Source organism: Actinomadura sp. KC216 (genome assembly GCF_004348535.1).
GTDB lineage: Bacteria > Actinomycetota > Actinomycetes > Streptosporangiales > Streptosporangiaceae > Spirillospora.
Genome location: NZ_SMJX01000020.1, coordinates 36,692 through 49,474, shown reverse-complemented (window position 1 = coordinate 49,474; position 12,783 = coordinate 36,692). Strand labels below are relative to the sequence as shown.

Sequence of the window (12,783 nt, the reverse complement as noted above, 5' to 3'; positions counted from 1 at the left end):
GCCGTGCACCTCGGGGATCGCGAGGCCCTGCAGCCCGAGCTGCTCCGCCATCAGCGCCCACAGCCCGGGGTCGTAGCCCTCGGCCGTCCGCATCAGCCGCCGCACCTCGCCGGACGGCGACCGGTCGGCGAACAGGCGCCGCAGCGCGTCCCGCAGCTCCCGCTGCTCCTCGGTGACGACGAGCTCCATCCCCGCGGCCTCCCCACGCTGGTCCCGCGGCCATCCTGCCGCACCCCGCCGCCCGCCTCACCGGCGCTTCCCGCCCAGCGGGACCCGGTCAGGGCGCCCAGTCGTGCGGCCCCAGCACGTACCCCTGGCGGGTCGAGTGCACGTGGTTGATCGCGACCAGGTGCCCGAGCGCGGCCCACAGGTCCTCCTCGGGCCCGCCCACCAGCCGCCCGATCGTGTCGAAGTCCGCCGCCCCGCCGTCCTTGTCGATCTCCGCCACGGTCTCGTACACGGTCAGCTCGAAGTCCGTGAGCTCCTGAACGTCCCCGCGCCCCACATCTCGCTCATCCATAGACAAACCGTTCCCACTCACGCCCCGACCTACCTGCATCTGGCGAGTCTCGGCCGTAGGCTGGGGGCGAAAGCTCGGGTTGTCACGATCTGTATGCGAAAGGTGACGCTCTGCTCATATACTCGCTTGCGAGGAAAGGAGCAGGGCATGACTGTGATGGTTGATGAGCCTCTGTCGCAGGGAGACGACGTTCTCCTGGAAGGTTTCCTCGCCCTTGATACCCCCGAGGGCTTCCGAGCCGAGCTGATCGACGGAGAGATCGTCGTGACCCCACCCCCGCTAGGTGACCATGAGCGATGCGTCGCCACGATCATCCACCAGGTCATCCGGAAGAGCGCCGCCGAACTCGAGTGCTCCGGTAACAAGGGCCTTCAAGTGCCGGGCGTTGACGGGCATCCGGACAATCGCGTGATTCCGGACATCACCTTCGTCTACGTTGAGCCGGACGCCTTTCACCGGGCCCCATCGTGGATGCCCGTCCAGGATGACGACTCCATCGTCATGGTCGTCGAGGTGACGTCCTCCAGGCCGAGGCGGGACCGGGAGGCCAAACGTACCGGGTATGCGCGGGCGGGAATTCCGTTCTACCTGCTGGTGGACCGGGAAGAGGAGAGAGTGAGCCTCTTCAGCCGGCCGGACGGGGAGGAGTACGGGCATACCGATCAGGTGCCCTTCGGCAAGGCACTTCCTCTGCCGAAACCGTTCGAGATCCAGCTGGACACGTCCAAGTTCGACTGAGCTGTCACAGGTCCGGGTGGTGTGTCGTCTCCCTGGCGAGGAAGTCTTCGAGTTGGGGGGACGGGCACGATGCGAGCGGTACGGATTCATGAGCGTGGGGGCAGTGACGGGCTTGTCCTGGAGGACGCGCCGTTGCCGCAGATGGCCACCGGGGACGTCCTGGTGCGCGTGCGGGCGGCCGGGTTCGTGCCGGACGAGCTCGACTGGCCCGGGACGTGGGTCGACCGGGCCGGGCGGGACCGGACGCCGTCCATCCCCGCGCACGACGTCGCCGGGGAGGTCGCCGAGGTCAGGTACGGCACCACCGGGTTCGCGGTGGGCGACCGGGTTTTCGGCCTGACCGACTGGCACGGGGACGGGGCGGCGGCCGAGTACGTGGCGGTGGAGGCGCGGAACCTCGCGCTGATGCCGCCCTCCCTCTCCTTCACCGATGCGGCCGCGCTGCCGCTGTCGGGGCTGACGGCCTGGCAGGGGCTCTTCGTGCACGGGGGACTGGAGGCCGGGCAGACGGTCGTCGTCCATGGCGCGGGGGGAGGTACCGGTGTACTGGCTGTTCAGCTGGCTCGGCAGGCCGGGGCGCGCGTCATCGGTACCGGACGGGGGCGCGCGGCCGACCTCGCGTTGAAGATGGGCGCGCATGAGTTCGTCGACCTGGAGACGCAGAGCTTCGCGGACGCCGTCGGGGCGGTCGACCTCGTGTTCGACACCATCGGGGGTGAGCTGCTCGAACAGTCCGCGGGCGCGGTCAGGGCGGGGGGCGCTCTCGTCTCGATCACGGCGCCGCCGCCCGTCTCGCCCGTGGGCGGGCGTGCCGTGTTCTTCATCGTCGAGCCTGACCGCGGGCAGCTCGCCGAGCTGGCGGGGCGCGCCGGGACGGGCGAGCTGCGGGCCCATGTCGGGGCCGTCCATCCCCTGGACGAGACCCGTGAAGCGTTCCAAGGCAAGAAAAGAAGCATTCCCGGCAAGGCCGTTCTTGAAATCTGACACGGGTGTGAGGTATGCCACGCCTGCGCGACCAAGATCGAGGATATGGTCGTCCTGTAATCCGGGACGGAACTCCCCGCAGGTGATCCTTCCAAGGATTTCTCATCCGGTTCTGCGCCCACTCACACGACCTCTGTCATCGAACAGAAGGGAACTACGGTGAGGCGCTGGAGAACAGCCCTGATCAGTGTCGCCGCCATCGCGGCGTTACTCGTCCCCGTACAGACGGCCGCGGCCGACGAGGCCAAGAAGCCCCAGGCACGCGATCTTCTGTCCGGGAAGCCCTACTTCAAGCTGGGACACAGCAAGATCAAGCCCCCCGCGCGGGTCAGCGCGGCGGCCGACCACGCGATCACGCTCCGCGGCATCAATCTCGACGGCCAGGCGGTGGCGCCCCTGGCGAGCCTGATCGATCTGGCGAGCGGCGCGGAGTACCCGCTCACCGAGTCCGGTGCGACGCTCACCGGCGTCGTCCCGGCCGGCGACTACAGCCTGACCGGGATCGTCCTCACGGGCGACCCGTTCGCGCCAACGGACCTGGCCCTGTACGGCAACCCCACGCTGACCGTGTCCGGTGACGTCGACCTCACCATGGACGCCCGGACGGCCACGGAGATCACGTCGGTCAGCCCGTCGGCGACCGCGACCGAGTTCCACAGCCACGCCCAGATCATCCAGACGATCGCCGGGCAGGAGATCTCCGCGACCGTGAGCGGCCGGCCGGGGACCACCCTGCGCAGCTGGCCGTCGGCCAGCACGACCCGGCCGTACCACTTCACCTACGCCGAGGCCAAGACCGAGCCGACGAACACGCGGGCGTACAAGCTCGCGTTCTCGACGACCGGCCGGATCCCCGCGAACCTGACGTTCACCGCGACGGCGGGGAACCTGGCGCTGGTGAACACGACCTTCGCGTCCCAGGGGATCCCCTCCGAGGGCGTCGGGCCGCACGTCTCGCTCATCGACTTCAGCGGCATCGGCGGGGAGACGCTCGGGCTCACCATTCCCGCCAGCGCGCCGAGCAGCCAGCAGGTCTACTACTCCGCGAACAACGTGAAGTGGAAGGGCAGCTACTTCTACAACCTCGACACCGTCCAGGTGCCGGAGAACCAGCTCGCGTGGCGCGCGTACACGGCGGGCGGCACCCATTCCGAGACGTTCAACAAGGCCGCGTTCGGGCCGACCGTGAACGTCGGGCACGGGGAGGGGACGATCTTCGTCCGTCCGCTGGTGACGAACACGGGCCAGCAGGGCCACGAGAACCTCAGCGGCAACACCACCAGGGGGACGACCGGCACGGTCACCCTCTACCGCAACGGGGCACTGGTCGGCGTGAGCACCAACCCGCTGGCCGGTGACTTCGCGGTGCCGCCCGAGTCCGCCACCTACCAGGCGGTCATGTCGACGCAGCGCACCACCGGCTGGTCGAAGTACGTCACGAAGATCGACGCGCGGTGGACGTTCACCTCCGCCGAACGGCCCGGAGACCCGTTCGAGAACCAGCACAGCCTGCTCCAGCCGCGGATCACCGGCGCCTTCGACAGCAGCGGGCGCGCGGCGCCCGGCACGACGTTCCCGCTGACCGTGGCCGTGGAGCGTGCCACGGGCGGGTCCGCGGTGTCCTCGATCTCGCTGCAGGCGTCCTTCAACGACGGCGCCACCTGGGTCAACGTGCCGCTGACCGTCAGCGGCACCGACCGCTGGACCGGCAACGTCACCCATCCCTGGTCGCACAACGGCTTTGTGGCCCTGCGCTTCAACGCCTCCGACGGCTCCGGGAACTCGGTCCAGCAGACCGTGACCCGCGCCTACGGCCTGCGCTTCTGACGCTTGGCCGACGCGGTCCCGGGCGCTCTCGCGGGCGTCCGGGGCCGCACCCGCGTCCGGGGCCAGGCGTTCGGGGGCCCGGCGCGCGGGGCCTTAGGGTGGCGGCGGAGACCGGCGCGTCCGCCGCCGTGAGGAGGAGTGATCACGTGACTTGGTTCCACTGCGCCGAGAGCCGTCCCTGGGCGTCGCTGCGGCTGTTCTGCCTGCCGCACGCGGGCGGGTCCGCGGTGTTCTACCGGTCGTGGGCCAAGGAGATCAACCCGGCCGTCGAGGTCCACGCCGTCCGGTACCCGGGACGCGCCGACCGGATGGGCGACCCCCTCGTCGCCGACGCGCACCAGCTCGCCCGGCTCATCGCCGGGGCGATGGCGCCGCTGATCGACCGCCCGGCCGCGCTGTTCGGGCACAGCATGGGCGCCGTCGTGGCGTACGAGGTGGCGCGGCTGCTGCAGGAGCGGGGCACCGCCCCGGTCCATCTCTTCGTGTCCGGCACGTGCCCGCCGCACGACCGCGACGACGCCCGCATCTCCGACCGGGACGATGACGGCGTGATCGAGGAGATGGTGAAGCTCGGCGGCACCGACGCCGAGGCGCTGCGCGACCCGGAGCTGCGCGAGCTCGTCCTGCCGTACGTCCGGAACGACTTCGCGCTGGTCGAGAACTACGCGCACCGGGCGGGCGTCCGGCTGACCGTCCCGGTGACCGCGATCATCGGGGACGACGACCCGGAGGTGACCGAGCGGCAGGCCGCCGGATGGGCGGAGGTCACCGACGGGCGGTTCGCGCTCACCGTCCTGCCCGGCGGGCACTTCTACCTGGTCGAACGGCAGCAGGACGTCATCGCGGAGATCCTCCGCACGCTCGAAGTCCCCGCCGCCCCCTGAGCCCGGGCGGAGAGCGGCGGGCCGCCTCCACGGGAGTCCGTGCGGAGGCGGCCCGCCTTCTCGTGCCGGTCGATCAGCCGATCGGTGGATCAGCGGATCAGTAGACCTCGACGCCGTACACCTGCAGCGGCTCGGTGACGGGCTGGAAGAACGTCGTCCCGCCCGACGAGCAGTTGCCGCTGCCGCCGGAGGTCAGGCCGATCGCGGTCGACCCGGCGATCAGCGAGCCGCCGCTGTCGCCCGGCTCGGCGCACACGTTCGTGCGGATCAGGCCGCTGACGCTGCCCTCCTGGTAGTTCACGGTCTGGTTGAGGGCGTTGACGGAGCCGCTGTGCACCTGGGTGGTGCTGCCGCTGCGCGTCACCTGCTGCCCGACCGCCGCGTTGCCGGCGCCGGTGACGTCCCGGGTGCCCTGGCCATAGAGGCTGACGGCGCCCTGGGTGTCGGCGGGAGCGGACGAGTACTTCACGATGCCGTAGTCGTTACCGGGGAAGCTGCTGCCCGTCACGTTGCCGAGCGTGCGCCCGGAGCTGTCGGTCCACGTCGTGCCGATGTTGGTGCAGTGCCCGGCGGTGACGAAGTAGTACTCGCTTCCCTTCTTGACGTTGAAGCCCAGCGAGCAGCGGGATCCGCCGGTGCGGATGGCCTCGCCGCCGAGCGTGAACTTCTGGAACCTCCCGGCGACCCGCTCGGTCCGGACGGCCGCGCCGTGCTTGGCCGCGGCGGCCTGGACCTTCTTCAGCTTCGCGCCGGTGACGGTGCTGTCCAGCGTGAGCAGGACCTGGTTGGCGGCCGGGTCGACGGCCCAGGCGGTGCCCGGGATCGTCGCGTCCCGCTTGAGCGCGGACATGACCTTCTTGAGGTAGGAGCCGTTGCGCGCGACGGTCTGCGGGACGGCGCCCGCGTCGCGCACGGTCCGCGCGGCCTCGGCGTCGGTCACCGTGACGACGAGCTTGCCGCCCTTCAGGTAGGAGCCCGCGGACCGGGCGCCGAGCCGCTCGGCGAGCTTCGCTGACGTGTCGCCGGGATTCGCGGGAGCGGCGGCGGCCACGGGAGCTGCGGCCGACGTCGTGGTCATGGTGGGAGCGACGGCGAGCGCACCCGCCACGAGAGCGGCCGTCGACGCCGGAACGGCGACGGTGAGCACACGCCTCTTGGTGATCTTCAACATGCCTCCACGGGGGGTTGGGCGCACCCTGCCGGTGCACCGGAGGACCCGGTCATCGCGATGGAAGCGTCAAGGCAGACGAAAGACGCAGAAAGTGACCAATTCACAACAGAGCGCTTGTCACCCTGACGGTCGGCTCCGTGGTCAGTGCGGGAATCACGGCCTGCAACGGACCAAAGGAGCCGATTCGGCAGCTGTCAGTAGACCTCCAATCCGTAGGCGTCGAGCGGCTCGCCGATGGGCTGGACGAACGACGTCCCTCCCGGGCAGCGGCCTTCGGCGCCGACCAGGATCCCGATGGCGAGGTGGTCGGCGAAGACGGGTGCGCCGCTGTCGCCCGGCTCGCTGCACACCGAGATGCGGATCAGCCCGGTGACGGCGCCCTCCTGGTGGTTCACCGTGACGTTCAGCGCCCTGACCTGGCCGGTCCGGGTGCCGGACGGGGCCGCGACGGTCACGGGCCGGCCCACCTGGGGAGTGGTGACGCCGGTGATGTCGTAGAACGCGCCGTGCGCCCTGACGCCGCCCTGCGTGTCCTGCGGAGGGGCGGCGTACCGGACGATGCCGTAGTCGTTGCCGGGGAAGCTGGTGCCGCCGGTGATGCCGAGGGTGCGTCCGGAGGCGTCGGTCCAGGTGCCGCCGGCCCGCGTGCAGTGCCCGGCGGTCAGGAAGAAGTAGGTGTCGCCCCTCCTGAGGTTGAAGCCGAGCGAGCAGCGGGTTCCGGAGGTGTAGATGGGGTCGCCGCCCAGGCCGGTGATGGCGGTCGTGCGGAACGGCGCGCCGGGTGCGCCGGCGGCCACGGGTGCGCCGGCGGCCACGGGTGCGGCGGCGGGCGCGGGTGCGGTGGGTGAGTGCGCGGTGGACGCGTTCGCGGCCGGTGCGGTGGCGGCGAGTGAGGTCGCCAGCAGCCCGGTCACGGCCGCCGCGGTGGCGGTGTGCGCACGTGCGGGTCGCGCACGTGCGGGTAGGGACTTCACGGTGCCTCCAGGGGAGCGGGCGCACCCGGACGGATGCGTCGGAGGTCTCGGGTCATGCTGAAAGAATGACGAAGAAGGCGTAAGGCAAGAAAGTGACAAATCAGTGGCGGCAGGATTGTCACAATGGGTGGCCGAGCGTCCAACTGATCGTCACGGTGGCCGGGGCGCGCTGACGGCCGCGCCGCTCGATCCGCCGTCCGGGGAGGGGCCGGAGGTGCGCTAAGTGACATCGCCGCCCGTCCCGGGCGGCGATGGACAAGGGCGCGGAGGGCCGGTCGATTGGGGCACTGAAAACGCTCGGGAATTGGCTTCCGCAATGGACCAATTGCTCCGGGGGACGGTTTCGTTCCCGGGGCGGGGGCGCCCGGGTAGTGACGCCGCGATGGGCGGGACGGGAGAATGGTCCGGTGACGCTCCTTTTGACCCGTTCCGACCTCGAAGCGCTGCTCGACCCCGCCGGCTGCCTGGACGCGCTGCGCCGCGGCTTCATGGCCGAGGAGGGCGAGGCGGTGGCGCGCCGGGTGGTGGGCAGGCTGCCGGGCCAGGGCACCGCGACGGCGCTGCTGCCCGGCCTGGTCGAGGAGATCCCCGCCTACACGGTGAAGGTCAACGCCAAGTTCCCGGGCAGCCGGCCCGCGCTGCGCGGCGTGGTCTGCTTGCACGATCTCGGTACCGGCGAGCTGCTGGCGCAGCTCGATTCGGCCACCGTGACCGCGTGGCGGACCGGCCTCGCCGCCGCGCTCGGCACGCACGCGCTGGCCCGCCCGGACGCCGGCGAGGTCGCCGTGATCGGCGCCGGTGCGCAGGCGGAGCTGGTCATGCGGGGGCTGCCGGAGCTGCGGGAGGTGCGCCGCCTCACGGTCTGCGACCTGGACGCCGCCCGGGCCGCCGGGTTCGCGGAGCGGCACGGCGAGCGGCTCGGCCTGACCGGCGACGGCGCGGTGTCGGTCGCGGCGGACCCGCGCGCCGCCGTCGCGGGCGCCGGGATCGTCGTCATGGCGACCTGGGCGCGCCGCCCGATCCTGCACGCCGCGGACGTGACCCGCGGCACCCACATCACCTCGCTCGGCGCGGACGAGCCCGGCAAGGCCGAACTGTCGGCCGACCTGCTGGAGGGCGCCCGCGTCGTGGTCGACGACGTGCCGCTCGCCGTGGAGATGGGCGTGCTGGCCGGAGCCGGACTCGACGTCAAGCACGCGGCCGGGACGCTCCGGGATCTGCTATGCGGCCAGGTGCCCGGACGGGTGAAGGGCAGCGAGATCACGGTCTACGCCCCGGTCGGGCTTCCCTGGCAGGACCTCGCGGTGAGCTGGGCCGCTTACCGCGCGGCCCGAGCGGCGGGCGCGGGCACCGAGTTCGACTTTCTTTCGTGATCATGTGTAGCGGAGGGTTTTCGCGGTATATGTGCGACCGGAATGGCCCTTTGTGACGCTCTTTACAATGACGCCGCGAATAGTGTTGACTCCGGGCGGTAGGTCATCCCGCTGACTATATCTCCGTCAAGGTGGCCCCCATGGAAGATCGCTCTTGTCCGGCCCAGCCCGGTCTTCCCACCCGTTCTCCGCCCGTCCCCCCTGGTCAGAGTGCGATTAGGGATCAGAATGCGATTCGGGCAAAGCATTCGCGCAGGCCGTGGCTGCTTTGCCGCGTATCGCCGCGCGCCAAGGCTAGGAGACGAAAATGATTCGCATACTGCTCGCCGAGGGGGCGCCCCTCCTCCGCGGCGGGTTGGTCGCGTTGTTCTCGGATGTGAAGGATCTCGATGTCGTCGCCGCGTTAGGAACCGGTGAGCAGGTGCTTCCGACGGCGCGCAGACGGCGGCCCGACGTCGCGCTGATCGACGTCGGGCTCCCCGGCATGGACGGTTTCGACGCCGCGTGCGCGCTTCGCGAGGCGGTGCCCGAGTGCCGCACCGTCCTGATGTCGGGCAAACGCAGGCCCGGTGACCTGCGCCGCGCGGTGGCGGCGCGGGCGGCCGGTCTCGTCCTGAAGGACACCTCGCCCGGGGACCTGGTGGACGCGATCCGGCGCGCCGCGAACGGGTCGCGCGTCATCGACGCCGACATGGCCTTCACCGAGCTCGGGTCGATGGACAGCCCGCTCACCGAGCGGGAGGTCGAGGTGCTCGAGCTCGCCTCACGTGGCGCGTCCGCGGCGCAGATCGCCGAGGACCTCGTCCTGACGATCGGCACCGTCCGCAACCATCTGTCCCGCATCAACCGCAAGGTCGGCGCGCAGAACCGGATCCACGCCATCAGGATCGCCGAGGAGGCCGGCTGGCTCTGAACCGCGGCCGGGCCCTGACTCCCACCGGCCGATGAGATCCCGGTAGAGGGGCGAGACCGCGGGCAGGTCGGCGTGCCGGCCGACCTGCGCGCGGGTCCCGTCCAGGACCAGGACGCGCCGCGCCCGCGCCGCGGAGCTGATCCGGTGCGCGATGACGATCAGAGTGCCCGGGCGCCGCGCGAACGCCTCCTCCGCCCGCGCCTCCGCGGACGCGTCGAGCCGGTAGGCGGCCTCGTCCAGGATGACGATCGGCTGCGGTGCGAGGTAGGCGCGGCACAGCGCGATGAGCTGCCGGTCGGCCTCCGACAGGTCCGCCGGGACGAGCCGCGCGCCGTACCCGCCGAGCCGCTCGGCGAGCGGCGCCAGCCCGACCTCGTCCGCCGCGCGTTCCACCTGCCCGGGTGCGGCGTCCGGCGCGTAGTAGGCCAGGTTGTCGTGCAGCGTGCCGCTGAACACGTACGCCTCCTGCGGGATGAGGACCCGCCGGTCCGGGTCGCCGGGCGGGTGGCCGTCCACCAGCACCTCCCCGGCGGTGGGGGAGACGAGGCCCGCGATGAGGGCGGCGAGCGTCGACTTCCCGATCCCGCTGGGGCCGACCACGGCGAGATGGCCGCCGGACGGGACGACGAGGTCGAGGTCCTCGATCACCGGCCGCGCGCCCTCCCCGTAGGCGAACGACACCCCGCGCAGCTCGACGGCCGGCGCGCCCGCGACGGGCGGCGCCGCCTCCGGCCGGGCGGGCGGGGCGGGCGCGCTCGTCTCCAGGATGCGGGCGAGCGTCACCGCCAGCCGCAGCCCGCTGCCGCCCATGCCGTGCACGAGCGTCCGCAGCGCGGGCTGCAGCCCGTGCAGGACATAGGTCAGCGCGCCGATCAGGACCCCCGGCGTGGCGCCGCGCCGCATCAGCCACGGCGCCGCCGCCAGGACGAGCAGCAGCGGCAGCCATCCGCTCACCGCAAGCGAGACGGCGCGGAGCGCCGCGAACCGCGCCACCGCGCGACCGGCCGCGGCCTGCGCCTCCACCGCGGCGCCCAGCTCCGCGCGGATCGCGTCCTCGCCGCCGCAGGCGACGGCGTCCCGCAGCCCCTCGGCCAGCGCCGTGGTGCGCTCGGCGATCTCCTCCTCGCCGACGACCAGGGCCCGCTGCCGGACGGCCGCCGCGCCGAACACCGCCCCGAACAGCAGCAGCCCGAGCACCAGCGGCGGCACCACCAGCAGCGCCACCTCGGGCATCAGGGTGACCAGGCCGATCAGCGCCGCGCCGGTCGCGAACAGGAACCCGCGAACGACGACGAGCAGCCCGCCGAAGGTGTCCCGGACGATCTCCACCTGGTGCGTGAGCCGCGCGACCGCGCCGGTGTCCGGCCGCCCGGCCAGGGAGCGGCGCAGCGCCCCGTCCGCGACGCGGCGGACGAGGTCGTCGCGGAACGGCTCCACGATCTCGGCGAGCGCGGGGTAGAGGCGGCGGCTGCCGAATGCCCCGGCAGCCGCCGCCAGGGAGAGGACGCCGAGCCAGATCGCCGCGTCCGCGGTGCGTCCCGTGCGGAACGCGTCGACCGCCTCGCCGACCGCGCGGCCGAACACCGCCGTCGGCACCGCCTCGACCGCCGACCACGCGGCGGCGCGCGCGACCGCCCGCGGCCGGGCCTTGACGGCGCCGCCGACCGTTTGCCGGAGCACCCGCGCCGCTTCCCGCCTGCTCCTCACCCGGCACCCCCGAAGAGCCCCCGGTAGTCGGGGTCGCGCCAGAGCTTCGCGTGCGGGGCCAGGGCGCGGACGCGGCCGTCCTCCAGCCACGCGACCAGGTCGGCGCGCGCCGCCGTGGACGCCCGGTGCGTGATGATCAGCCGCGTGCGGTCCCCGAGCCGGTGCAGCAGCGCGTCGGTGATCTGCAGCTCGGTGACGGTGTCGAGGCTCGACGTCGCGTCGTCCAGCACCAGGACACGCCCGGCGTGCGCGAACGCCCGCGCGAGGCCCATCCGCTGCAGCTCGCCGCCCGACATCGGCGCGTCGGCGAGGGGGGTCTGGTAGCCGTGCGGGAGGCGGCGGATGAAGTCGTCGGCGCGGGCGGCCCGGGCCGACTCGCGCAGCCACGCGTCCGGCGGGCTCGACGGACCGAACGCGAGCGCGTCCCGGACGGTGCCGCCGAACAGCGCGGGCCGGGCGAACGCGTAGCCGATCTCGCGGCGCAGTTCGGTGCGGGTGAGGCGGGGGAGCGGCGTGCCGTCCAGCAGGACCTCGCCCTGGTCGGGGTCGGTGAGGCGGCCGGCGAGCGCGGCCAGCTCCGAGGTGCCGGAGCGTCCGGTGACGGCGACGGCGAGGCCGCCCGGGACGGTCAGGTCGAGGCCGTCGATCGTGCCGCCCGCGGCGGTGACGCCGCGGAAGTCGAGGCGGCCGGGGCCGGACGCGAGGGTCTCGTCGCCGTGCCCGGGCGCGGGGAGCGCGAGGATCTCGGCGGCGCGGGCGGCGCCCGCGCGGGCGCGGCCGAGGCGGAGCACCTGCGTCAGGACGGGACCGAACCCGGCCGCGAGCCCCGTGTACTGGACGATCGCGACCAGCTCGCCGGGCGAGACCCGTCCCGCCGCGAGCTCCATGCCGGCGACGCCGACCGCCGCGATCTGCAGGAGCAGCAGCGCCAGCAGCCCGCGCGCCGCGATGCCGCCCTGGACCCGCCACATCGTCTCGCCCTCGGCGCGCAGCCCGGGCAGCGGCTCCAGGACGCGGACGGTCTCGCGGTCGACCGTTCCGGCCGCGGCGATCGTCCGGCATCCGGCGAGGGCCTCGGCGAGGCGGCCCGCGATCGTCCCCTGGACGGTGAGGTAGCGGTGCGCGGTCGCGCTGATGTCGCGGACGAACGCCCGCAGCAGCAGGAAGATCGCCGGCAGCGCCACCGCGATCGCCGCCGCGACCCGCCAGTCGATCAGGAACAGCGCGACCAGCGCCCCGGCGGCGGGCACCAGGCCCACGGCGGCCTCCGGCGCGGCGGCGGGCGCCACCCCGGCCTCGGCCGCGCCGCCGACCACGCGCCCGGCGACGTCGCCCGGCGGGACCCGCAGCGCGGGACCGACCGCGAGGACGTGCCTGACCAGCGTGTGCCGCAGCCAGGCCGTCGACCGCGCCGCCGCGCAGCCGGTCGAGAGCTCCGACAGCACCTCCGCCACGGCCGACGCCACGACGAGCGCGACGCACGGCCACACCGCCGCGGCGGCCGGGGCCCCGCCCGGCGGCACCGCGTCGATGGCGCGGGCCAGCGCGTACGGGAGCAGCACGGCCGCGGCGGCGTCGGCCAGCGCGGCGGCCGCCACGAGCGCGGTCCAGCCGCGGGCGCGCCCGGCGGCGCGCAGCAGCAGCCTGTTCGCGCCGGCCGTGGGGCTCGCGGCGGGAAGGGTGGTCATGGGG

Annotated in this window: 11 protein-coding genes and 1 pseudogene; 6 read left to right on the top strand and 6 right to left on the bottom strand. The window is 73.0% G+C overall.

Annotated features, from left to right (window positions below):
* Both E1264_RS05990 and E1264_RS05985 read right to left on the bottom strand, forming a co-directional pair.
* Positions 1 to 189, bottom strand: a 189-nt coding sequence (locus E1264_RS05990; protein ID WP_165964028.1) for an acyl-CoA dehydrogenase family protein, incomplete at its 3' end; no start/stop codon positions are given.
* Positions 190 to 277: 88 nt separating this feature from the next.
* Complete coding sequence (locus tag E1264_RS05985) at positions 278 to 520, bottom strand: hypothetical protein (RefSeq protein ID WP_132170388.1); 243 nt, start codon at positions 518 to 520, stop codon at positions 278 to 280.
* Positions 521 to 667: 147 nt separating this feature from the next.
* Here E1264_RS05985 and E1264_RS05980 point away from each other — a divergent pair, with 147 nt between their 5' ends.
* The 4 genes from E1264_RS05980 to E1264_RS05965 all read left to right on the top strand — a co-directional run bounded on the left by E1264_RS05980 (position 668) and on the right by E1264_RS05965 (position 4,953).
* Complete coding sequence (locus tag E1264_RS05980; RefSeq protein ID WP_207935741.1) at positions 668 to 1,258, top strand: Uma2 family endonuclease; 591 nt, start codon at positions 668 to 670, stop codon at positions 1,256 to 1,258.
* A 141-nt stretch (positions 1,259 to 1,399) separates the two neighbouring features.
* Entirely contained in the window at positions 1,400 to 2,242 is an 843-nt protein-coding gene (locus E1264_RS05975) for an NADP-dependent oxidoreductase (RefSeq protein WP_243710776.1), read from the top strand.
* Between the two features lie 159 nt (positions 2,243 to 2,401).
* A complete protein-coding gene (locus tag E1264_RS05970; RefSeq protein WP_132170384.1) occupies positions 2,402 to 4,069 on the top strand; it encodes a hypothetical protein in 1,668 nt (555 codons plus the stop codon).
* Between the two features lie 146 nt (positions 4,070 to 4,215).
* Entirely contained in the window at positions 4,216 to 4,953 is a 738-nt protein-coding gene (locus tag E1264_RS05965) for an alpha/beta fold hydrolase (RefSeq protein WP_132170382.1), read from the top strand.
* A gap of 97 nt (positions 4,954 to 5,050) precedes the next feature.
* Here E1264_RS05965 and E1264_RS05960 read toward each other — a convergent pair whose 3' ends face one another.
* Together E1264_RS05960 and E1264_RS05955 are read right to left on the bottom strand one after the other, a co-directional pair.
* Positions 5,051 to 6,124 (bottom strand): S1 family peptidase, encoded by a 1,074-nt coding sequence (locus tag E1264_RS05960; protein WP_132170380.1) that lies wholly within the window; start codon positions 6,122 to 6,124, stop codon positions 5,051 to 5,053.
* 194 nt (positions 6,125 to 6,318) lie between these two features.
* The gene (locus E1264_RS05955; protein ID WP_132170378.1) at positions 6,319 to 7,098 is read right to left on the bottom strand and encodes a S1 family peptidase; all 780 of its coding nucleotides are present in this window, start codon (positions 7,096 to 7,098) and stop codon (positions 6,319 to 6,321) included.
* Positions 7,099 to 7,505: 407 nt separating this feature from the next.
* Here E1264_RS05955 and E1264_RS05950 point away from each other — a divergent pair, with 407 nt between their 5' ends.
* Complete coding sequence (locus E1264_RS05950) at positions 7,506 to 8,471, top strand: ornithine cyclodeaminase family protein (protein WP_132170376.1); 966 nt, start codon at positions 7,506 to 7,508, stop codon at positions 8,469 to 8,471.
* 307 nt (positions 8,472 to 8,778) lie between these two features.
* On the top strand, positions 8,779 to 9,384 hold the full coding sequence (locus E1264_RS05945; RefSeq protein ID WP_132170374.1) for a response regulator transcription factor: 606 nt from the start codon (positions 8,779 to 8,781) through the stop codon (positions 9,382 to 9,384).
* A gap of 240 nt (positions 9,385 to 9,624) precedes the next feature.
* Here the strand turns inward: E1264_RS05945 and E1264_RS46195 are convergent.
* Together E1264_RS46195 and E1264_RS05935 are read right to left on the bottom strand one after the other, a co-directional pair.
* Positions 9,625 to 10,194, bottom strand: a pseudogene (locus tag E1264_RS46195) (ATP-binding cassette domain-containing protein); the annotation flags it as partial.
* Positions 10,195 to 11,087: 893 nt separating this feature from the next.
* Positions 11,088 to 12,779, bottom strand: coding sequence for an ABC transporter ATP-binding protein (locus E1264_RS05935; protein ID WP_132170372.1), 1,692 nt, complete (start codon positions 12,777 to 12,779; stop codon positions 11,088 to 11,090).
* Positions 12,780 to 12,783: the final 4 nt, after the last annotated feature.

Excerpts from the sequence above, each read along its gene's own strand:
- E1264_RS05960 (WP_132170380.1), bottom strand. The coding sequence starts at position 6,124 with ATGTTGAAGATCACCAAGAGGCGTGTGCTCACCGTCGCCGTTCCGGCG.
- E1264_RS05975 (WP_243710776.1), top strand. The coding sequence starts at position 1,400 with ATGGCCACCGGGGACGTCCTGGTGCGCGTGCGGGCGGCCGGGTTCGTG.
- E1264_RS05980 (WP_207935741.1), top strand. The coding sequence starts at position 668 with ATGACTGTGATGGTTGATGAGCCTCTGTCGCAGGGAGACGACGTTCTC.
- E1264_RS05935 (WP_132170372.1), bottom strand. The coding sequence starts at position 12,779 with ATGACCACCCTTCCCGCCGCGAGCCCCACGGCCGGCGCGAACAGGCTG.
- E1264_RS05945 (WP_132170374.1), top strand. The coding sequence starts at position 8,779 with ATGATTCGCATACTGCTCGCCGAGGGGGCGCCCCTCCTCCGCGGCGGG.
- E1264_RS05985 (WP_132170388.1), bottom strand. The coding sequence starts at position 520 with ATGGATGAGCGAGATGTGGGGCGCGGGGACGTTCAGGAGCTCACGGAC.